Origin of the sequence: Planomicrobium sp. CPCC 101079 (assembly GCF_007859275.1) — a bacterium.
In the GTDB taxonomy this organism is placed as follows: Bacteria; Bacillota; Bacilli; order Bacillales_A; family Planococcaceae; genus Planococcus.
Genome location: NZ_VOHC01000028.1, coordinates 226,953 through 247,490, shown reverse-complemented (window position 1 = coordinate 247,490; position 20,538 = coordinate 226,953). Strand labels below are relative to the sequence as shown.

Below are 20,538 nucleotides of genomic sequence, written 5' to 3'. Positions count from 1 at the left end.
TTGAAAGTTGGGCGATTGATGGCGTTTACGGATTTGTCGATAGCGAAAGATGCGAAAATTTTACCGATTCAAGTTATTGGGAAGCGAGCGGGAATTCCAGAAGATGCGCTAGAGTTATACGGAAAATACAAGGCGAAGATCAATGTAGACTTATTGCCGGCAGCCGAGAAAACAGGGAAAGTGGTGCTTGTCACGGCAATTAGCCCGACTCCAGCTGGGGAAGGGAAATCGACGGTGACAGTAGGGCTCGCTGATGCGTTCAATCAACTTGGCGAATCCGTGATTGTGGCGTTGCGTGAACCTTCTTTAGGGCCGGTTATGGGAGTGAAGGGAGGCGCAACCGGCGGCGGTTTCGCACAAGTGTTGCCAATGGAAGATATCAATCTTCACTTTACTGGCGATATCCATGCAATTACTTCAGCCAATAATGCGCTTGCCGCATTTATCGATAATCACTTGCATCAAGGAAATTCATTAAATCTCGATCCGCGGCGAATTACTTGGAAACGTGCTTTGGACATGAACGACCGGGCGCTTCGCCAAGTGACAATTGGTCTTGGAGGACCAGCACAAGGGATTCCGAGACAAGACGGGTTTGACATAACCGTTGCTTCTGAAATCATGGCTGTACTGTGCTTGGCCAGCACGCTGGAAGATTTGAAAGAGCGTCTAGCCCAAATGGTAATTGGCTATACTTACGAGAAAGAACCGGTTCTGGTGCGTGATTTAGGAGTTGAAGGGGCGCTTGCGCTGCTTCTAAAAGATGCCTTCAAACCGAATCTGGTGCAAACGATCGAAGGGACGCCTGCCATTATCCACGGGGGGCCGTTCGCTAATATTGCGCATGGCTGCAATTCTTTGATGGCGACGAATACAGCGCGTCAGCTGGCTGATGTAGTTGTGACCGAAGCTGGATTTGGCGCTGATTTGGGTGCCGAGAAGTTTATGCATATCAAGTCAAGAAAAGGCGGCTTCAACCCCGATGCAGTTGTGATTGTTGCGACAGTCCGCGCTTTGAAAATGCATGGCGGCATTGACAAAAAACTTCTTGGAGAAGCAAATAGTGAAGCGGTCCGGCGCGGGATGGTCAATCTGGCGAAGCACGTTGATACCATCCGCCAATTTGGCATAGAGCCGGTTGTGGCGTTAAACCGCTTTGTCACTGACACAGTGGAGGAAATTGCGGAAATCATGGATTGGGCGAAAGACCACGGAGTGGCCATCGCATTGACGAATGTTTGGGAGCAGGGCGGAAAAGGCGGTGTGGAACTGGCGAAGCTTGTGAAAGCAGAGCTGGAGCGGCCGACAAACTTTGCGTTTCTTTATGATGAAACCGATTCTGTTGAAGAAAAGCTGCGTGCGATTGTTCAGAAGGTATACGGTGGAGCGGATGTTCTGCTTTCTGACAAAGCACAAAAGCAATTGGTCGATATTAAGAAATACGGCTGGGACACATTGCCGATTTGCATGGCGAAAACACAGTATTCGTTATCAGACCAGCCTAAGCTATTGGGGCGTCCTGAAGGATTCACCATTACGATCCGTGAAATTATGCCGAAGCTAGGTGCCGGCTTTTTGGTTTGTTTGACGGGTGACATCATGACGATGCCGGGCTTGCCGAAACAGCCGGCAGCTTTAAAAATGGATGTAGGGGCAGACGGCGAGGCAATCGGATTGTTTTAATAACGAAAAGCCCAAAAGCGCTGCTTTTGGGCTTTTTTTCAAAGGAGAAAAGAATGGCTGCAAACCATTACGTAACTGTCATTGATTTTGTTGATCAAGGAAGTTCAATCTATATACAAGTGGAAGTGTTTGATGCAAAGAAGGATCAGCATTTTCGTGAGGAAGTCCGGTTTTTAGACGATCTTCTGTATGGTGAGTTGGTGCATCCTTCCAAATCACCGCTTTCGGAACCATGCCGTTTGATGATGGTTGAATATTTGAGAAAACACTTCGGGCGATGAGCTCGAAGTGTTTTCTATTAAGCAAATACTTTTTCGGCTGTTGATAAAAAGAGATCCACGTCTTCTTCTGTTGTATCAAATGAGGTGACGAGCCGGATTTCGTTTTTTCCGGCATTCCAAAGAGCGAAAGCGTATGATTTTTGCAATCGCTGAATCTGCTCATCCGGAACACTGGCGAAGACGGCATTGGATTCAACTGGCTGAGTGAGTACAATGCCCGGCAACTTTTGCAGTCCTTCTGCAAGCCGAAGGGCCATGCAGTTTGCGTGGGTAGCATTTTCTAACCACAATTCATCTGTCAGCAAACGTTCAAATTGAGCGGAGATAAAACGCATTTTAGACCCTAGCTGCATGCCTTGTTTGCGGATGTATTTCAGATCCGGCGCGAATTCTTTGTTCAAGCACACGATGGCTTCACCGGCCATCATGCCGTTTTTTGTGCCGCCAAATGACAGCATATCGATGCCCGCATCCGTTGTCATTTCTTTCAAGCTGCATCCAAGAAAAGCGGCGGCATTGCTGATTCGCGCGCCGTCCATGTGAACATACAAGCCGTTGGCATGAGCGAACGAAGTCAGCTGCTTTATTTCGTCGACCGTATAGACAGTGCCAAGTTCTGTGCACTGGGAAATGGAGATGGCCTTCGGCTGGCTGCGATGCTGAGAGCCAATATGGTGCAGTTGCTGTTCGATTTGTGCGACGGTCAGTTTGCCGTCTGCAGATGGAACAGTCAACAGTTTCCCGCCGATAAATCCTTCAGCAGCTCCGCCTTCATCTGCATGAATATGCGCCCCTTCCGTACAAATGATGGCTTGGTGAGCGCGTACCATCGCTTTTAGGCCAATCACATTGGCTCCGGTTCCATTAAAAACAAAAAGGACATCGCTTTCTTTTCCGAAGTGTTCAACAAACTTGGATACCGCAGTTGTTGTGAAAGAATCATCGCCGTACGCGGGAGTGTGGCCATCATTGGCTCTTGAAATCGCTTCTAGAATCGATGGATGGATACCGGAATTATTATCACTTGCAAACATTTTTTTTGCCATTAAAATCGCCTCCTTTTTTAGTTTAAGGTAGTTTCTATGCAATGAACAATAGCCAAAGTGCTCCTCATGGAGAAATGAGCAGTTGAATTTAAGAGAAAATTCTATAAAAAATGAATATTACTAATAAAAATACAGAATTTTTATGTTATTATAAATTTTATTAAAAAGAGGGGGATGGAAGATGGAAAATGCAAAGAAACCCGGAATGTTTATACGCATATTAAATGGAGTGGAACGGATTGGGAATAAGTTGCCGGATCCATTTATGTTATTTGTTTATTTAGCGGTTCTAGTCATGATAGCGTCGTTTATCTTCGCTCAGTTCAACGCAGCAGTTATTCACCCGGGTACAGGTGAAAACTTGGCTATCCAAAATTTGCTGTCGGGAGCAGGACTTCAATTTATATTGACATCGATGCTTGAAAACTTCACTGGCTTCGCTCCGCTTGGCCTCGTGCTTGCAATGATGCTGGGCATCGGCCTTGCCGACAAAGTGGGTCTTCTTGAAACAGCGATTAAAAAATCAGTGCTAAAAGCGCCAAAGTCTATTATTACGTATGCAATTGTTTTTGTGGGGATTATGGGGAACATCGCTTCTGATGCTGCCACCATTTTGATTCCGCCTTTGGCTGCTATGGTTTTTTACCGAATTGGCCGCCATCCTCTAGCAGGTTTGGCAGCAGGCTTTGCCAGTGCGGGTGCTGGATTTACCGCCAACCTTTTGATTGTTGGAACAGACGCGCTTTTGTCTGGTATTTCAACTGAAGCGGCACAGATTCTAGATCCGAACATGGTCGTAACGCCGGTTGATAACTGGTATTTTAACATTGTTTCTGTTTTTGTTTTGACCCTTGTGGGCGGGCTCATAACAGAAAAGATAATCGAACCAAAACTGGGTACGTATAAAGGGGAAGCGGTTGAAGCGGACATTGGAGAAGAAAATCCAAAAGCCAATAAAGGGCTCCGCAATGCTGCAATTGCGGGACTTTTATATCTTGCTGCCCTGTTGGCGCTTATCCTTCTGCCTGATTCACCGCTGCGCAATGAAGAAGGGGGCATGATTCCATCGCCATTTCTAAGTGGTATTGTCCCTATTATTTTAATTTTCTTCTTGGTACTAGGGGTGGCGTATGGAGCAACTACGGGTGCCATCAAGCAAATAAGTGACATATCAAAATACATGACAGAATCCATTAAAGATTTGGCGGGCTATATTGTCCTTATTTTCGCTGCTGCCCAATTTATTGCTTATTTCACATGGTCGAATATCGGAACGTGGATTGCCGTAAACGGAGCAGAATTTTTATCAAGCATAAATTTGACCGGCATAACGGTAATTATCGGGTATAGTATCTTTACTGCTTTGCTCAACTTCTTAATTACATCCGGATCTGCAAAATGGGCATTGGAAGCCCCGGTGTTTGTGCCGCTGTTCATGCAGCTTGGCTATCACCCGGCATTTACTCAAGTAGCATACCGCGTTGCCGATTCATCGACAAATATCATAACGCCATTGAATCCTTATTTCATCGTTGTTTTGTCGTTCATGCGCCAATATGATCCAAAAGCGGGGCTTGGCACGTTAATTTCACTGATGATTCCATATTCAGTTATCTTTTTTATCACTTGGATCATTTTAATATTGATTTTCTTCTATGCAGGAATTCCTTTTGGACCGGGGATTACACCTTATTTATAAGAGAAAGAAGGAGAGCGAATGGTTACAGATATAAAGCAAGCAGTGGAGGAATTGCGTCCGCAGCTCCAGACATGGAGGCGCGATTTCCACAAATATGCAGAATCAGGTTTCTTGGAAATGCGGACTGCCTCTATTGTGGCCGCGCATTTGGAGAAGCTGGGCTATGAAGTAAAAGCAGGCAGTGAAGTGATGAAGGCGGAAGCGCGCATGGGCGTTCCGGATGAAAGCGTGTTGAAACAACATGAACAGTGGGCAAAAGAGAACGGAGCCAATGAAAATTGGCTGCAGAAGTTGACTGGAGGAATGACGGGGGTTGTCGGCATTCTTGATACCGGCAAACCGGGTCCGGTCGTAGCGTTTCGGGTGGATATGGATGCGCTTGATATCCAAGAAGAATTGAGCGAAGGCCATATTCCGTTTGCGGAAGGGTTTGCCTCGGTCAATGCCAATATGATGCATGCGTGCGGCCATGATGGTCACACTGCTATAGGCCTTGGGCTGGCATCTCTTCTTATGCAGCAAAAAGAAGAGTTTAAAGGAACCTTTAAATTGATTTTCCAGCCGGCTGAAGAAGGGACTCGCGGAGCCAAGTCAATGTCAGAAGCGGGCGTCGTTGATGACGTGGATTATTTTATCGCGACCCATCTAGGCACTGGGGTTCCTGCAGGCGAAATCATCGCGGGCAATGCCGGGTTTTTAGCCACGACGAAAATGGATGTTGTGTTCAAAGGAAAAGCATCCCACGCCGGAGGCCGGCCCCACGAAGGGAAAAATGCCTTGATGGCCGCCTCTACTGCGGTGCTCGGATTGTACGGGATTCCGCGCCATGCAGATGGCGCTTCCCGGGTGAATGTCGGGGTGCTTCAAGCTGGAAGCGGGCGTAACATTATTCCCTCACAGGCTCTTTTGAAAATTGAAACACGGGGCGAAACTTCGGAAATCAACGATTATATCCGCGAGCAGGCATTGAATGTCTTAAACGGAGCCGCAGCGATGTATGACACGGAAGTGGAAGTGGACATTGTCGGTGAAGCGCGGAGTTGTATGCCAAGCCCGGAACTGGTTGAAATTGTAGCAGAAGCGGCAGCGCAATCGCCGTTTGTCGAGAAGGTTACCAATTTAAGCACCGATGCGGCCGGTTCTGAAGACGCCACTTATTTTATGGAGCGCGTAAAAGAAAAAGGCGGCCTCGCTACCTACATTATCGTAGGAACGCCACTTGCTGCGGGACATCATAACGAACGGTTCGACTATGACGAAGAGGTATTGCCGACAGGGGTTGACGTGCTATCCCGAATTGCCGCCTCTCTTGCAAAAGAATAAATGAAAGATAAGAAGCCCGCCAAGAGAACTCGGTTCTTTTGGCGGGCTTCTTTTTTAGCTTTTAATAGCAGAAGGTTTCACGTCTGCTGGAATCGGGCAGACGTACGGGTTTTTCTCCCGTTTCCTTTCATGTTCTTCTTTGATCGCTTTTAGTTCGTCCGTGTTCTCGAGCAGGTGGATTGCCGTCAGCGCCATTGCCGTACCGGCGCGCAGCATTCCGGAATGGGCAAAAGGCGTGATGCCTTGGGTTACCATTTGCCATGTGTGAAGAGGCGTTCCAAGTGCAGCCGTTGCTGTTGTGCATTGTGCAGTCGGTACAAGCCAGCTGACATCTGAAACATCGGTCGATCCAGACAGCACTTCATCAGAAGGAATGTATTCTGATACATCGTCGTATAAATACTTGCCCTCGAATTCAGACCCATCCCCCGTATACCCGAAGCCTTTCAGCACTTCAACAGCACTTTTTTGTTCCCCTTCATTCAAGGATTCCCAAATGGCTTTTGCAAACTGCTGATCTTCCTCGCTTGCGGACCCTGCGCCGGTTTCCACAAGATATTGGTGGAGTATTTTTTCCAATGCCCGGTTCGGCTCATAGTTTGAACAGGCTTTATCAAATTTTATGGTAAGTTGGGTTTCGGTCATGAGTGCGGCACCTTCTGCCACTTTACAGACCCGTTTATAAATTTCATCCACTTGCTCAACTTTTGGCGCCCGGATCAAGTAAAGGACTTCGGCGTCTGCTTGGACAACGTTCGGCGAATAGCCTCCTGTATTGGTGACGGCGTAATGCATGCGTGCATCAGCGGGCACGTGCTCGCGCAAATAATTGACGCCGACATTCATCAGTTCAACGGCATCCAATGCGCTTCGCCCGAGGTGCGGGGAATTTGCGGCATGGGAGGTGATGCCTTTGAACCGGAAATACACTTGGTAATTGGCGAGCGTGCTAAGGTGCATAATGCTGTTTACTGGCGACGGATGCCAAGACAGCGCGATGTCAAGGTGGTCAAATACGCCTTCTCTTGCCATAAAGGTTTTGCCTGAACCGCCTTCTTCGCCGGGACAGCCGAAAAACTGGACCGTCCCAGGCAAGTTGTGTTCTTCCATATAAGCTTTTACTGCGAAAGCAGATGAAAGAGCGCCGGTGCCGAGCAAATTATGGCCGCATCCATGGCCAATTCCCCCTTCGACAATCGGTATCTGTTCAGCCACATTTGCTTGCTGGCTAAGGCCGGACAAGGCATCAAATTCTCCTAAAAAGCCGATGTACGGTGCTCCTTCTCCAAAGGTGCCGATAAAAGCGGTTTCGATGCCAGCTACATTTCGGTCAACCTCAAAACCTTCCGCTTCCAGCGCGTTTGCCAAAAAGGCAGCCGATTCGTGTTCTTGAAAGCGAGTTTCAGGATGGTTCCATACGTAGGCGCTGATTTCTTCGAAATGAGCTCTGTATTTTTCCATATAATCTGTTACAAAAGACTTGGTGCTTGCCATTTGTTAGTCACTCCTTTAAAAAGTATTAACTTTATTGTACAGGAAATTAAATGAATTGCTCTAAATAATCTGAAAACATATTTAGTTCTTAACAGAAAATGATAAGATGACCATAATATATAAAATATCTATACTGTTTTTTCACAGCTGGTTGTTTAAAGAAAGGGGCGGCAAGATGAAATACCAATCGACAAGCGAAGAACGAGTATCTCTCAGTTTAACCATTTATCAAAGTGGCTTTGGCATGGTTAAAGAAGTGCGCCAAATCGCAACCAAAGATGAAATCAGCGAGATTTATTTTAAAGATATAGCAAAAGGGATTGCAGTCGATTCGGTTTTGGTAAAGGGTTTAAATATGCTTGAACAAGATTATATCCATAACTCGATAAGCAAAACCAAGCTGCTCGAAAACTACATTGGCCGTGAAGTGACGGTGCGCAACCACGATACCGGAAAAGACATACAGATCATCTTGATAAGCAGTGTAGATGGCCTGATCGGAGAGCGGCAAGATACGAAAGAAGTGATCATTGACCCCGAAGGAGAACTTATAGTGCCATCGATACCAAAAAGCCTGTCCGCTAAACCGGTGCTTTTTTGGAAAGTAGTTCCTGGCAAAACGGATGAACACATTAAAGTCTCGTATATAACGCAAGGCATTGAATGGCGGGTAAACTATATAATGGAAATTGAAGGAACAGCACTCCAATTGACAGGATGGATGGAAATCCGCAATGATACAGGAACCGATTTCAGCGACGCGGCTGTAAAATTGATGGCTAGAGAAGTTTATCGGCAGACAAGGGCCAATGATTTTTCTCTTGAACCGAGAATGTATGAAAACTCAGCCAAACATCCGCAAGTTGAAGAATACGATTTTAGAGACCAGCCCGCTTATAAGTTAGAAAGATCCGTTACGCTTCTGGATGGACAGACAAAACAGATCCCGTTCTTGGAAGCACATGTAGCATCGTTTCGAACCGTCTATGAAGTGGATAAATGGAGCGAACAGGCACGTGTAAAGCTGGAATTTGCCAATAAGAAAACCAATGGGCTTGGTATGCCGTTACTAAAAGGCACGGTAAAACTATACGAGCTGGACGCCGACAAAGAACTGGAATTTATCGGAGAAGATGCAATCGCTCCTTTAGCCGTGGAAGAAGTCGGATCAATCCGAATTGGGGAAGCGTTTGATATTACGTGTAAAAGCAATGAGAAAAAGCGATGGAAAAAAGAAGGCGTGGAGTATGTTACTCATAGCTATGCCTTGACGAATAGAAAAGAGGAGAATGCCCGTATCCATATTAACCATTTCATGAATGAACCGGTTTGGGAGATGGAGTCATCGTCGCACGATTATGAAATCAAAAATACGGGCCATATAATGTTCGTTGTGCGTGCGGCTGGGAAGAAAGAAGTGCCGGTAGAGTTTACGTACCGTGTGGATAGGGAGTAGCAAAAAAGACAGATACCGGCTATCTGTCTTTTTTATGACGTTTTAGTGGCAATAGTTGTAATTGACAGGAAAAAGTGGTTTACTATTTGTGGATATAAAAAGTCCATAATGGATAAGTTAAGTCGATAAAGAATGAGGTGAAGAAGTTATGCAATTGACTAAAGGCGTAGAACAGGCAATCTGCATTATTGTCTTGCTGGCGACGCAGGAAAGCGAAGCCCCCTTAGCGTCAGACGAAATCAGCAGGCGGTTAGGCGTTTCACCGTCTTACTTGAAAAAAATAACTAGGAAGCTTGTAGTAGGAAAAATCATTTTATCGGTCCCAGGCAATAACGGGGGCGTATCGCTGGGAAAACCGGTGGCAGAAGTGACAATGCTCGATGTCATTGAGGCGATGGAAGGGCCGATTGCGATGTATCCGGACACAGGCCTGATTAGCCGTGCGTTTCATGATGGACAATATGCTGAACGCGGACAAGATGTATTGCGCAAAGTATTTCAGCAGGCGGACCAGTTGATGGTGGATTATTTTTCAAAAGTGACAGCCGCCGATTTGCTTGAAGAAGGATTAGGGACAACAAACTTGCCAAGGTTGGACTGGAATAGAGAAACCTTGAGCGATGTATTAAATAGAGAACGGGATGAGAAAAAATGAAAATGTTGAAACAGGAATGGAAACAACTGCTCGCTAAACCACTCCTGCTTGGAACGATGATCGTTATGATGTTCATACCTATAATTTATGGCGGCTTTTTTCTGGGATCATCATGGGATCCATACGGCAAAACAGAACTGCTGCCAGTAGCTGTCGTCAATGAAGATGAACCAGCCGAATATGAAGGGCATACGCTTTCTATCGGCCAGGAACTAGTTGATAATTTAAAAGATAATGAAGACTTGGAATGGCATTTTACCAATGCGAAAGAAGCGGAACGCGGGATGGAAGACGGCCACTATTTTATGGTATTGACGATACCGGAGGATTTCTCGTTCAATGCTTCTACTGCTACAGGAATACAGCCGAAGCCTATGAACTTGCAGTTTGAGACCAATCCCGGGCGCAGTTTTTTTGCCGAAGCTGTCAGCAAGCAGGCGACGGCGAGCATCCGGGAAGAAATAGCGGAAAATGTTACGCAAGAATACGTTAAAGCGGTATTTGCACAAATTGAAGCGATAGGCAGCGGCATGGAAGATGCTGCGGATGGCGCAGGGCAGCTAGAGGAGGGCTCGGCTGATTTGGCTGAAGGAAACGCCAAGCTGACTGCCAGCTTAACAGAGTTGGCTGCAGGAACCTTGAATTTCCAAGAAGGTGCCGATCAATTAGAAATAGGCGTCCGCCAATTTGCAGACGGTGTCCTTCACTTGGATAGCGGAGCGGAACAGCTTGGCAAAGGAGTTCTGGCTTATACGGAAGGTGTCGGCAGTTTGCAAACAGGCATCAACGGGCTTGCTGAAGGAGCATTCAAATTAAGTGATGGCGGCTCTGCGCTTATCCAAGGATCTGCTGATTTGGCAAACGGCATCGGATCGCTTTTGCCGGGCGCGCAACAGTTGGATAGCGGGCTATCGAAAGCCCAAACCGGCAGCAGCCAGCTGAATGACGGCTTGCACGAGCTAGCTTCCCAAACCAGCCAACTTGCAGATCCAGCTTCTGGCATCGGGCAATTGGTTACAGGACAGCAAACATTGAATGCAGGGCTAGCTGAATTGGAAACAGGAAGCCAGACACTCAAAGAGGGGCTTGCCGCATTAGATGGCAAGCTGCCTGCTAATGGGCAAATAATAAGTTTGCAGCAAGGTCTTGCTGGAATCAAAGAAAGCATGAGCCAGTTGAATAATTCAGTTTCAGCCGGAGGGGCTGTCGGCGTTTCCGGATTGCAGGAAAATATAGCAGCGGCGCAACAAGCTTTGGAAAAGTTGGAAAATGACGACGGGGCTTCAAATGCAGTTGCTGCTTTAGAAGCTGCACCGGCCTATGCCGCATTAACGGCAGAACAACAAGCTGAACTATCAGCAGCGGTAAGCCGAAGTGATGCAGAACAAAAGGCGGCACAACAAGCAGCCTTTGAAACCCTATCCGCCAGCTTATCTGCAATCTCTGCTGATTTGAGTGATTCAATCATACCGGCGTTTCAATCACTTGGCGCTTTGCCGGAACAAATTGCCGGTTTAAATAGCGCAGTTGCTCAAGTCGCTCCAGCGGCGAGCGAGGCATTAAACGGCTATGCGTCCATCCACGGTGCGCTCGGGGACCAATTGATTCCGGGAGCTGCAGCTTTGAATAGCGGCATTGCAGAAGCTTCGCAAGGCAGCGATGAATTGCTGGCAGGTACAGCAAAAACAGCTGAAAAAATTCCACAACTTGCAGCTGCGGTAAACCGGCTGGCAGAAGGCAGTTCGTCGCTGAATGACGGCGTATCTGCTCTAGCTTCGGGTTCTACCGGATTAGTTCGGGGAGCCAGTGAACTGCAGGAAGGCTCACAACAGTTACAGGAAGGAACAGCTGCTTATACGGCTGGTGTCAGCAAAGTGGCGGAAGGCGCAAGCCAGCTGCAAGAAGGTTCCAATGAGCTTGCTGAAAATTCAGCCGGCTTGAATGCAGGTGTGAATGAATTGAAAGAAGGCACCAACCAGCTCGTCGGCGGGCTGCCTTCACTTACAGGCGGTGCTGGGGAACTGGCGAACGGTGCTGGCGCAATCGGAAAAGGGGCAAATGCAATTGAGAGCGGCTCTGAAGAAATTGGCAGCGGGATCGGCCAGTTGCTGAAAGGCTCCGATAAATTAGCTGGCAGCCTGGAAGGCGGAGCCGAAGAAATCAGTGAGCCACAGTTGACAGATGCCAATATTGAAATGATTGCTGCGCCAGCAAAAGCCACCGAGCATAAACTCAGCGAAGTGCCAAATTACGGGCATGCACTCGCTCCGTATATTTTATCGCTTGGCTTGTATGTCGGCGCTTTATCCTTTAATTTGGTCTTTCCGATCAATGTGCCGGCAGGACGCCCGACATCAGGCACCGCTTGGTGGCTCAGCAAGTTCTCGCTCGGTGCGGTTCAAGCGACTGCATCGGCCCTGATTGTTGATGCCATTATGTTGTTGGGCTTTAAGCTGCAAGTTTTGCATATTGGGGAATTTATCGGCATTTCCATCGTGACATCTCTCGCTTATATGTTTTTAATTATGTTCCTTGGCATAACGCTGGGAAATCCTGGCCGCTTTTTAGCCATGATTATTCTTGTAGTGCAATTGGGAGCAAGCGGAGGGACTTTCCCGGTTGAATTGACAAACTCATTCTTCCAAACGATGCATGATCTAGTACCGATGAGTTATGCGCTGCTTGGTTTCCGTGAGGCAATGTCTTCGGCCTATGGCACCGAAACGTTTGTAACAAGTGCGTTGGTATTAGCCGGCTTTGTTGTGGCCTTTAACTTCTTGTTATGGGTTGTGCTGAGTGTTAGGACCCGCAAGCAATGGAAGACTACTGAAGCAATTTAATATAAAAAAGGGGTGCGTGGATTTTACGCAGCCCTTTTTTATTTGACCGAAAAGGCCATTACTTCCTCGTGTTCACCGAAAACTTCGCCGGTCGGAAGGAAGCCGAAGTGCATATATAGAGCCCGGGCAGCGGTATTGTCTTTGTGGACGGTCAGCCGGATTTCCCGGCATTCAATGAACCGCCTTGTTATCCAGCGCATCATCTCAGCCAAAGCAGCTTTCCCATAGCCTTTGCCTTGCAGCTTTTCATCAATTAAAAAGCCATTTATCCAATACATAGTGTCTGTCCCTTTTTCATAAGCATGCATGATAAATCCAACTAAGTTATCTTTATCATAGATGGCAAAGGGCAAGTAAGTAACATTATCGCCGTCCGGTTTGATGGCAATTTTCGCGAGCGATACTGCAACAGAAGGAGTAAAGCTGCGTTGGGTTTCTTTCACTTGCAGCGTTAAAGCCTGCTCCCAATTTTCCCGTGTCACGGGCTCTAAACGAATGTCCATTCCAACACCTCTTTCAAGTTGATACAGTAAAGGTTCGATATGCTGGAATAAATTCCTGCCAACTTTAAAAACGCATCATGTTTATTATTTGCGAGAGAGGATAGAGTAATACAAAAATCAAAGCGAAAAGAGGAGTGGGAAAAGTGGAGCTAGTGAAAGTGAATGGACAAGTCAATGTGAAAAAATTGGCTATTGATGTGTTGGTTCCCGTTGTCGGTGGATCGATTGTCGGGGCGTTTGCTAACCGCGACTCGCAGGAAAAGTATGACAAACTGAAGAAACCATCGTTTTCTCCGCCCCCGTGGGTGTTTCCGACTGTCTGGACCACGCTATATGCAATGATGGGGATAGCAAAATACCGGGCGGATGAAAAAGCGAAGCTTCAAAACAAGCGCGCCAAAATAAATTTGCCGTACGATGTACAACTGGGCTTGAACTTCTTATGGTCCTTCCTGTTTTTTAAATGGGGACTGCGCGGCACCGCTTTAGTGGAAATGGCCTTCTTGCTTGCGGCAATAACTTTTACAGCGTATAGATTCAGCAAATACGACAAAGCCGCTGGAGCGCTTATGGTTCCATACATCGGCTGGGTGGCTTTCGCGCTCGGATTGAACTATTCCATTGTTAAACTGAATGCACAGTAAGTTGAAAGGGGGCTTATCCCCTTTTTTATTTTTAGATGTAGCTATTTTGATTCTTTGTTAAACTGGTTATAGAAGGAAAATCTTTTCCGGGCAAAGAAGGAGTTGCATACATATGTTCAAAAAGATGGCTTCAGACGCTTTAGGATTATCGGATGTAGGAAGGATTATTGATCCGCAGGATTATGACAAGACCGATGCTGACGATTATGTTATGCATGAAGATGATGAGAAAATTTACTTTTTGATCAAAACCCGTGCCGACGAGTACTGCTTCACAAATTTGGCGCTGATCCATGTCGACGGAGAAAGTGCCATGTCTTCAAAACGAACGCTGCGGCGCTATCCATATTCTCAGCACGCTATTTCAGAAGTGGTGCTTGAAACGGCCGGGAAAATCGACTTGGACGTGGAAATCGGATTCCGTTTGGGATCTGCTGCGTTTAAAATTGATGTGCAAAAAGACCAAATCGAGAAATTGAAAGATTTGTACAAAACCTTGTTGCGCATCGCCGAAATGACTTATGAAAACACGATTCTTATCGACATGGCAGGGCAAAGTTTGGACAAGGCGGTGACAGTCCTGCAAAATTCCCGCCCATCAAATGTTGACCTTGATGTCCAATATTCAAAGCTGACGGACTTTGGCTTCACATGGCTGACTTCAGTACGGAACCAGTACCATGTCAAAGACTTCGGAGCTGTTTTCGAAAAATACATCAATAACTAATTCGAACAATCCTGAAAAAACTGCTATGGGCGTCAGTCCATGGCAGTTTTTTGATTTTCAGGAATGCCAGAGGACGAACACAAACTATCCCTTTCGCCGCCAATAAAAAGTTATTATTTTTTCAGTTCGGGTATCAATACGATAACAACATTTTAAGCGGCAGCTAAGCCGGCTGAAGGAGAGGACAAAATGGCGATTAAAGTGGCAGCTATTATTGGAAGCGTAAGAAAAGACTCAAACAACTTGAAGTTAGTGGAATACATGAAAACCCGCTATGCAGACCAAATGGATATTGAGCCTATCTCGATCAACGACATCCCGATGTACAACCCTGATACAGAAGAAGATGCACCGCAAGAAGTGCTCGAGTTTAGAAATAAGATCAAACAAGCCGACGCAGTTTTGTTTGCAGTAGCAGAATATAATTTTTCAATACCGGGATCTTTGAAAAATGCGATTGATTGGTTATCGCGCGGTGGATTTGTGCTGCGGGAGAAGCCGGCTTTTATCGTCGGGTCCTCTATGGGCGTGCTAGGCAGTGTACGCGCACAAATCCATTTAAGGGAAATATTATCCAATCCTTCACTTTCACCCTGGCTGCTTCCGAATAACGAAGTATACATCGGATCGGTCCATCAAAAATTGAACGACCAAAACGAAATGGTCGATTCGGGTACAAGAGGATTTTTAGATCAAGTGGTCGAGAATTTCGTGTCTTTTTACAACAGAATGGCTTGACGCTAAAATGCCGCATTAACCTTTTGGTTAGTGCGGCATTTTATGCGGCAAAAAAGTTAGAAAAATATTTGTGATATATTGCATTTAGGTGAAAAGCGAAAGGCCTTGCGGCATAAGGTTTTTTTCTTATAAACGCCGTCAAGCCGGCAAAAAACAGCCATTATTTTTTTCATTTAGGAAAATAAAAGCAGTGCTATTTTCTGTGGAAACGGCTACAATTAAGCTTGCGTGTATCAAAAGAGATAAGCTGAGGTTTAGCGTCTATTTCTTGCGAGCAGCTTTTTGGTCAATTGTATCAGGAGGGAAGAATATGTTAAAAGAGATCTTTATTGGATTGTCTACAAATCAAATGTTGACAGCTGCAGCGAAAAAATACGGCTTGAAGCTTGGAGCCCAAAATGTTGTGGCGGGAACGAATGTTGAAGAGACAATCAAAAGCATACAGGAATTGAATGCGTTGGGCATCAGCTGTACAGTTGATAACCTGGGTGAATTCGTTTTCGAAAGAGAAGAAGCTTTGAAAGCGAAAGACAGCATTCTAGAAGTGATTGAGGCGATCCACGCAAATGGTGTAGACGCCCATATTTCATTAAAACCTACACAAATCGGTTTAGACATCGATTATGATTTCTGTTACGAGAACTTGAAGGAAATTGTAGCTGCCGCAAGCAAATACGATATGCACATCAACCTCGATATGGAAGACTATGGCCATCTCCAGCCTTCATACGATTTGCTGGAAACCCTTTTGGAAGAGTACAGCAACGTCGGAACTGTAATCCAAGCTTATTTTTACCGGGCACAAGAAGATATTGAAAAACATAAAGATTTGCGTTTGCGCATTGTAAAAGGCGCCTATAAAGAGCCTGTTGAATATGCTTACCAAACACGTGAGGAAATTGATGCAAACTTCGTTAAATTGATCGAATACCATTTGATGAATGGAAAATTTACATCTATTGCCACTCATGACCACCACATCATCAACCACGTTATTGATTTTGTGGAAGAGCATGGCATTTCACGCGATAAATTCGAATTCCAAATGCTGTATGGCTTCCGCAAAGACATGCAAGTGGATTTGGCGAAAAAAGGCTATAACTTCTGCACATATGTACCGTTTGGCGACGACTGGTATGGCTATTTTATGCGCCGGTTGGCAGAACGTCCGCAAAACTTGAACCTTGTCGTTAAACAAGTGTTCAACAAACGCACGAATACAGCAATTGGCCTGTTTGCAGGCGCTTATGCGCTTGGCCGTCTAACAGCAAAGAAAAAATAAATATTTTAAAAGGCTGCCGAGAGTTTCTCGGCAGCCTTTTTCATTCAGCTTTTAGCGGACGCTTTCTGCAGGCGTGGCCTGCTCCTCTGCCAATTTTCTTTTGCCGAAGATGAAGTAGTAATACGTTGATGAAACGATGTAAAGGCCGGCTGTAATGGTAAAGGCATAAGCATAGCCCCAGAAAGATCCGAACGCAATAACAAGGCCGGCGGCAACCGGCCCCATTGTGGCCCAGCCGATGTTAAAGACCATCTGGTTGATGGAATTGGACAGTCCTTTGTATTTATCGTGGACCAATTCCATGGCGACGGCACTTTGAATGGGATTGGCCGCATTCATCAATGCCTGCCGGAATAGGAACCCGACGGAAGCGAGCAGGAGAGATGTCGTAAAGGCGGTTAGCAGCAAGAACGGAATAGACAGCAGTTGAAAAAAGATCAGCGCCTTAACTTTTCCGACTTTGCGCACCAGCATCGGACCGATCAACATAGCCACTGCCGTCATTGCAGAACCGAGCGACAAAATTAACCCGATATAAGCATTTGAAGCATCAAACCGGTTGGAGAAGTACAAATTCAAATAGGGAACCACCAAGCCGGAACCGATGCCTATCAACAAGCTGGCAAAGGAAAAATGAAAGATGACAATCAAGTTTTTCTTTAAATCCATGTCTGCAGGATCGATTTTAATAGGGGCTTCCACTTTTTTCTCAGCGGCAGGCAGGCTGTAATTCAAGCGGAATAGGGGAATAAGCCCCGTGGCAAAAAGCGCGGCGCCAAAAAGCAGCGACCACCGAATCGCTTCGACTGCAGCCATGGAAAGGAAGGTTTGGAACACATCTGAAACGACGCCGCCAAGCAAACTGCCGATGACGTTTGCAACAGTCATTAAAGCGAAATAGATGCTGAATAAGTGTACGCGTTCTGCTGACTTCGAATTTTCGGCCAAGAAAGGCACGCTGGATACTTGAACAAATGCCATGAAAAGCCCTGTAAAAAAAGCTGCGTAAATGAGTGGTGTTTCCGCGATGGCAAAACTTCGGTAAAAAAGAGTAGCGGCGGTCAAAATGGCTCCGCCGATAATAATCCATTTGCGTCCAAATCTATCACTCAAAAAACCGGCTGGAATCAGTATGATTGCCGATGCCAGAGCGGTCATTGAAATCACTTGCCCATTCACCGTTTCAGGCATGCCTAATTCTTTTATGTATAAATTGTACATGACCATAAATACACCCATCCCGATTTGGATGAGCACATTGGCCAGCATGAATAATTTAATGTTGCGATTGAAGGACAAGATTTTCATCTTCCAGTCACGAAGCCAGTCTGCCATAATATCCCACTCGTTTCATTGTGTATTTATTCCAATTTATTTCGACTCTCTAAATATAAAGGCTGCATGGAATTAAATCAAACATATTTTGCGGGTGGGCACACTAAAGTATGGCGTTGCCTTCAGAAAATTCTAACGGGAGCGTTGGGAAATGATAAAGTAGAGGTAAAAGCAGCCATATTAATTGGGATAAGAGGGGATTCATAAATGTATCAAACAATACTGACGCCAAGAGTTTCTGAAACAGATGGAGTGGGGCATATTAACAACACAACCTTGCCGGTCTGGTTTGAAGCAGCCCGGAATCCAGTGTTCAGCTTGTTTACACCGGACCACGATTTTGGGAAATGGAAAATGGTGATCGTCAAGACTACATTGGAATTTATCAAGCAAATTTATTTTGGCACTGATGTGGAAATCCGCATTTGGATGAAGAAAATAGGCAATTCTAGCCTTGAGCTCTATGAAGAGCTTTATCAAAATGAAATCTTATGCGCTAAAAACACAGTAGTCTATGTGAATTATGATTTAGCAGCAAAAAAATCGGAAAAAATCCCAGAAGAAATACGCCAAGAATTAAGCAAACATTTAATGCCTGCAGATTTCTGAATTAACAGAATTATATTTTAATTATGTAAACCTTGAAAGGTTTTTTTCACATGCTATAATAAGACCATTCTAATATATTCACTCATATAATAGCGGGGATATGGCCCGCAAGTTTCTACCGGTTTGCCGTTAACAAACCGACTATGAGAAGCAACGGAATGGCAAGACTATGCCTGTGTATACTGGCATATTTCTTTTCGTTTCCTTTCGGCATCAAGCTCGAAGGACATTGCTCCGCTCATGGTATGAATGGATGCACGTTCTGAGGGCTATTTTTTATGCCTTTAGGCGTGACGAAAGGGGACCAGTTGCATGAAGCAATTACAGGAGAAAATCTTAACTGACGGCAAAGTGCTGTCAGAATCAGTGTTAAAAGTCGACTCTTTTTTAAATCATCAAATTGATCCTGCTTTGATGCAAGCCATCGGCGACGAATTTTCAGCACGTTTTAAAAATGAGGCCATTACCAAAATTTTGACGATCGAGTCATCAGGGATTGCGCCGGCAGTCATGCTCGGATTGAACCTTGGTGTACCTGTCGTGTTTGCGCGCAAGCGGAAATCATTGACGTTGGTCGATCAATTATATACAGCAAGTGTGCATTCTTTTACCAAAAATGAAACAAACGATATTTCTGTCTCCAAAGACTTCATCAAAAGTGATGATGTGGTACTGATCATCGACGATTTTCTGGCTAATGGACAAGCAGCTCTCGGCCTTGTAGACATTGTAGAACAAGCGGATGCGGCACTTGCAGGCATCGGCATCGTGATTGAAAAAGGCTTTCAGACAGGCGGCAGCATGATCCGTGAACGCGGAATCCGTGTAGAGTCGCTTGCAAATATCTCGTCGATGGCCAATGGCAAAGTTGAATTTTTCCAGGAGGTTCCGTCCCTATGAAAAACTCTTTAGGAGCAGCAGCTTTAGGATTCCAGCACCTTCTCGCTATGTATGCAGGCGCAGTATTGGTGCCGTTAATTGTTGGAGATGCTCTTGGACTTACACCTGAACAATTAACTTACCTTGTAGCCATCGATATTTTGCTTTGCGGTGTGGCAACTATTCTTCAAATCGTCAACAACCGGTTTTTCGGCATCGGCCTGCCGGTAGTTTTAGGCTGTACGTTTACAGCAGTCGGCCCGATGATTGCGATCGGTGCTGAATTTGGAATTTCCGCAATTTATGGCTCTATTTTGGCTTCGGGTTTATTCGTTGTTTTGATCAGCGGTTTCTTTGGCAGCCTTGTCCGTTTCTTCCCGCCAGTTGTTACCGGTTCTGTAGTGACGATTATCGGGATCACATTGATTCCGGTAGCGATCAATAATATGGGCGGCGGCCAAGGGGCAAGCGATTTCGGTTCAATGACTAACATCGCTTTGTCTTTTGGAACCTTGCTGTTCATCATTTTGGTTTACCGCTTCGCGACTGGTTTCATGAGAGCTATCTCCATTTTGCTTGGATTGATCGCAGGAACAGTTGCAGCAACAATTATGGGCGTGGTTGATTTTACGGCGATCAAAGACGCTTCCTACTTCCATATGGTCGAGCCGTTCTACTTCGGGGCGCCGACATTTGAATGGTCTGCTATTATTACGATGATGTTAGTGGCAATGGTATCTCTAGTCGAGTCAACGGGCACTTACTTTGCCCTAAGCGATATTACTGAAAAGAAATTGACCGAAAAAGATTTGGCAAAAGGTTACCGGGCAGAAGGTTTGGCTATTGTCCTGGGCGGAATTTTCAACTCATTCCCGTACACGACTTTTTCGCAAAACGTTGGCCTGATACAGATGTCTGGCGTCAAATCAAGAAAGATTATCTTAATCACTGGTTTAATGCTGATTGCGCTAGGTTTCTTGCCGAAAGTTGCAGCTGCAACCACCATTATTCCGACTGCTGTTTTAGGCGGAGCGATGATTGCCATGTTTGGTATGGTGATTGCACAAGGCATTAAAATGCTCAGCAAAATCATTAGCGAATCGCAGGAAAACTCCATGATCATCGCTTGTTCTGTCGGTCTTGGCCTTGGTGTAACAGTTGTTCCGGAACTATTCGCACAACTGCCTGCAAGCATTCAGATTTTGACGAGCAACGGCATTGTAGCTGGAAGCGTCACAGCAATCGTCTTGAATATCGTTTTCAATATGCTGCCTTCAAAAAGAAAACAGCCGGTTCGTGTGCCTGTACAAAAAAGCGCAATTAACCATTGATATGTAGAAAAGA

At 45.7% G+C, this 20,538-nt stretch carries 18 protein-coding genes and 1 riboswitch; of the genes, 14 read left to right on the top strand and 4 right to left on the bottom strand.

Annotation, left to right across the window (positions count from 1 at the left end; translation table 11 throughout):
- Positions 1 to 18 precede the first annotated feature (18 nt).
- Together FQV28_RS13330 and FQV28_RS13325 are read left to right on the top strand one after the other, a co-directional pair.
- The gene (locus tag FQV28_RS13330) at positions 19 to 1,683 is read left to right on the top strand and encodes a formate--tetrahydrofolate ligase (RefSeq protein ID WP_146496987.1); all 1,665 of its coding nucleotides are present in this window, start codon (positions 19 to 21) and stop codon (positions 1,681 to 1,683) included.
- Between the two features lie 53 nt (positions 1,684 to 1,736).
- A complete protein-coding gene (locus FQV28_RS13325) occupies positions 1,737 to 1,964 on the top strand; it encodes a hypothetical protein (protein WP_146496986.1) in 228 nt (75 codons plus the stop codon).
- A gap of 17 nt (positions 1,965 to 1,981) precedes the next feature.
- Here FQV28_RS13325 and FQV28_RS13320 read toward each other — a convergent pair whose 3' ends face one another.
- Positions 1,982 to 3,010, bottom strand: a complete 1,029-nt coding sequence (locus tag FQV28_RS13320; protein WP_146496985.1) for a threonine aldolase family protein — start codon at positions 3,008 to 3,010, stop codon at positions 1,982 to 1,984.
- Positions 3,011 to 3,191: 181 nt separating this feature from the next.
- Here FQV28_RS13320 and FQV28_RS13315 point away from each other — a divergent pair, with 181 nt between their 5' ends.
- Positions 3,192 to 4,709: an AbgT family transporter gene (locus FQV28_RS13315; RefSeq protein WP_186763877.1), complete on the top strand. Its 1,518-nt coding sequence runs from the start codon at positions 3,192 to 3,194 to the stop codon at positions 4,707 to 4,709.
- A gap of 18 nt (positions 4,710 to 4,727) precedes the next feature.
- Positions 4,728 to 6,032 carry a M20 family metallo-hydrolase gene (locus tag FQV28_RS13310; protein WP_146496983.1) on the top strand — a complete coding sequence of 435 codons (1,305 nt, stop codon included), beginning with the start codon at positions 4,728 to 4,730 and terminating at the stop codon, positions 6,030 to 6,032.
- 54 nt (positions 6,033 to 6,086) lie between these two features.
- Here FQV28_RS13310 and FQV28_RS13305 read toward each other — a convergent pair whose 3' ends face one another.
- Positions 6,087 to 7,526, bottom strand: a complete 1,440-nt coding sequence (locus tag FQV28_RS13305; RefSeq protein ID WP_146496982.1) for a M20 family metallopeptidase — start codon at positions 7,524 to 7,526, stop codon at positions 6,087 to 6,089.
- Positions 7,527 to 7,701: 175 nt separating this feature from the next.
- On the opposite strand from FQV28_RS13305, the gene FQV28_RS13300 reads away from it, so the two are divergent.
- The 3 genes from FQV28_RS13300 to FQV28_RS13290 all read left to right on the top strand — a co-directional run bounded on the left by FQV28_RS13300 (position 7,702) and on the right by FQV28_RS13290 (position 12,477).
- The gene (locus FQV28_RS13300; RefSeq protein WP_146496981.1) at positions 7,702 to 8,982 is read left to right on the top strand and encodes a DUF4139 domain-containing protein; all 1,281 of its coding nucleotides are present in this window, start codon (positions 7,702 to 7,704) and stop codon (positions 8,980 to 8,982) included.
- A gap of 148 nt (positions 8,983 to 9,130) precedes the next feature.
- Positions 9,131 to 9,637, top strand: coding sequence for an RrF2 family transcriptional regulator (locus tag FQV28_RS13295; protein ID WP_146496980.1), 507 nt, complete (start codon positions 9,131 to 9,133; stop codon positions 9,635 to 9,637).
- Complete coding sequence (locus FQV28_RS13290) at positions 9,634 to 12,477, top strand: YhgE/Pip domain-containing protein (protein WP_146496979.1); 2,844 nt, start codon at positions 9,634 to 9,636, stop codon at positions 12,475 to 12,477. Before FQV28_RS13295 ends, FQV28_RS13290 begins: the two co-directional genes overlap by 4 nt.
- A gap of 38 nt (positions 12,478 to 12,515) precedes the next feature.
- Here FQV28_RS13290 and FQV28_RS13285 read toward each other — a convergent pair whose 3' ends face one another.
- Positions 12,516 to 12,980 carry a GNAT family N-acetyltransferase gene (locus FQV28_RS13285; protein ID WP_146496978.1) on the bottom strand — a complete coding sequence of 155 codons (465 nt, stop codon included), beginning with the start codon at positions 12,978 to 12,980 and terminating at the stop codon, positions 12,516 to 12,518.
- Between the two features lie 143 nt (positions 12,981 to 13,123).
- Between FQV28_RS13285 and FQV28_RS13280 the strand changes: the two genes are divergently transcribed.
- From FQV28_RS13280 to FQV28_RS13265, 4 genes are all read left to right on the top strand, one after another.
- Positions 13,124 to 13,624: a TspO/MBR family protein gene (locus FQV28_RS13280; protein WP_146496977.1), complete on the top strand. Its 501-nt coding sequence runs from the start codon at positions 13,124 to 13,126 to the stop codon at positions 13,622 to 13,624.
- Positions 13,625 to 13,736: 112 nt separating this feature from the next.
- Positions 13,737 to 14,351, top strand: a complete 615-nt coding sequence (locus FQV28_RS13275; protein ID WP_146496976.1) for a PH domain-containing protein — start codon at positions 13,737 to 13,739, stop codon at positions 14,349 to 14,351.
- 189 nt (positions 14,352 to 14,540) lie between these two features.
- On the top strand, positions 14,541 to 15,089 hold the full coding sequence (locus tag FQV28_RS13270) for an NADPH-dependent FMN reductase (protein WP_146496975.1): 549 nt from the start codon (positions 14,541 to 14,543) through the stop codon (positions 15,087 to 15,089).
- Positions 15,090 to 15,399: 310 nt separating this feature from the next.
- On the top strand, positions 15,400 to 16,371 hold the full coding sequence (locus tag FQV28_RS13265; RefSeq protein ID WP_146496974.1) for a proline dehydrogenase family protein: 972 nt from the start codon (positions 15,400 to 15,402) through the stop codon (positions 16,369 to 16,371).
- A gap of 51 nt (positions 16,372 to 16,422) precedes the next feature.
- Here the strand turns inward: FQV28_RS13265 and FQV28_RS13260 are convergent, their stop codons facing one another.
- On the bottom strand, positions 16,423 to 17,706 hold the full coding sequence (locus FQV28_RS13260) for an MFS transporter (RefSeq protein ID WP_146496973.1): 1,284 nt from the start codon (positions 17,704 to 17,706) through the stop codon (positions 16,423 to 16,425).
- A 207-nt stretch (positions 17,707 to 17,913) separates the two neighbouring features.
- On the opposite strand from FQV28_RS13260, the gene FQV28_RS13255 reads away from it, so the two are divergent.
- From FQV28_RS13255 to FQV28_RS13245, 3 genes are all read left to right on the top strand, one after another.
- Complete coding sequence (locus FQV28_RS13255) at positions 17,914 to 18,315, top strand: acyl-CoA thioesterase (protein WP_146496972.1); 402 nt, start codon at positions 17,914 to 17,916, stop codon at positions 18,313 to 18,315.
- Between the two features lie 62 nt (positions 18,316 to 18,377).
- Positions 18,378 to 18,479, top strand: a riboswitch (purine riboswitch).
- A gap of 148 nt (positions 18,480 to 18,627) precedes the next feature.
- Positions 18,628 to 19,215, top strand: coding sequence for a xanthine phosphoribosyltransferase (locus tag FQV28_RS13250; RefSeq protein ID WP_146496971.1), 588 nt, complete (start codon positions 18,628 to 18,630; stop codon positions 19,213 to 19,215).
- A complete protein-coding gene (locus FQV28_RS13245) occupies positions 19,212 to 20,525 on the top strand; it encodes a nucleobase:cation symporter-2 family protein (protein WP_146496970.1) in 1,314 nt (437 codons plus the stop codon). The genes FQV28_RS13250 and FQV28_RS13245 overlap by 4 nt, the downstream gene beginning before the upstream one ends.
- The last annotated feature ends 13 nt before the right edge of the window (positions 20,526 to 20,538 follow it).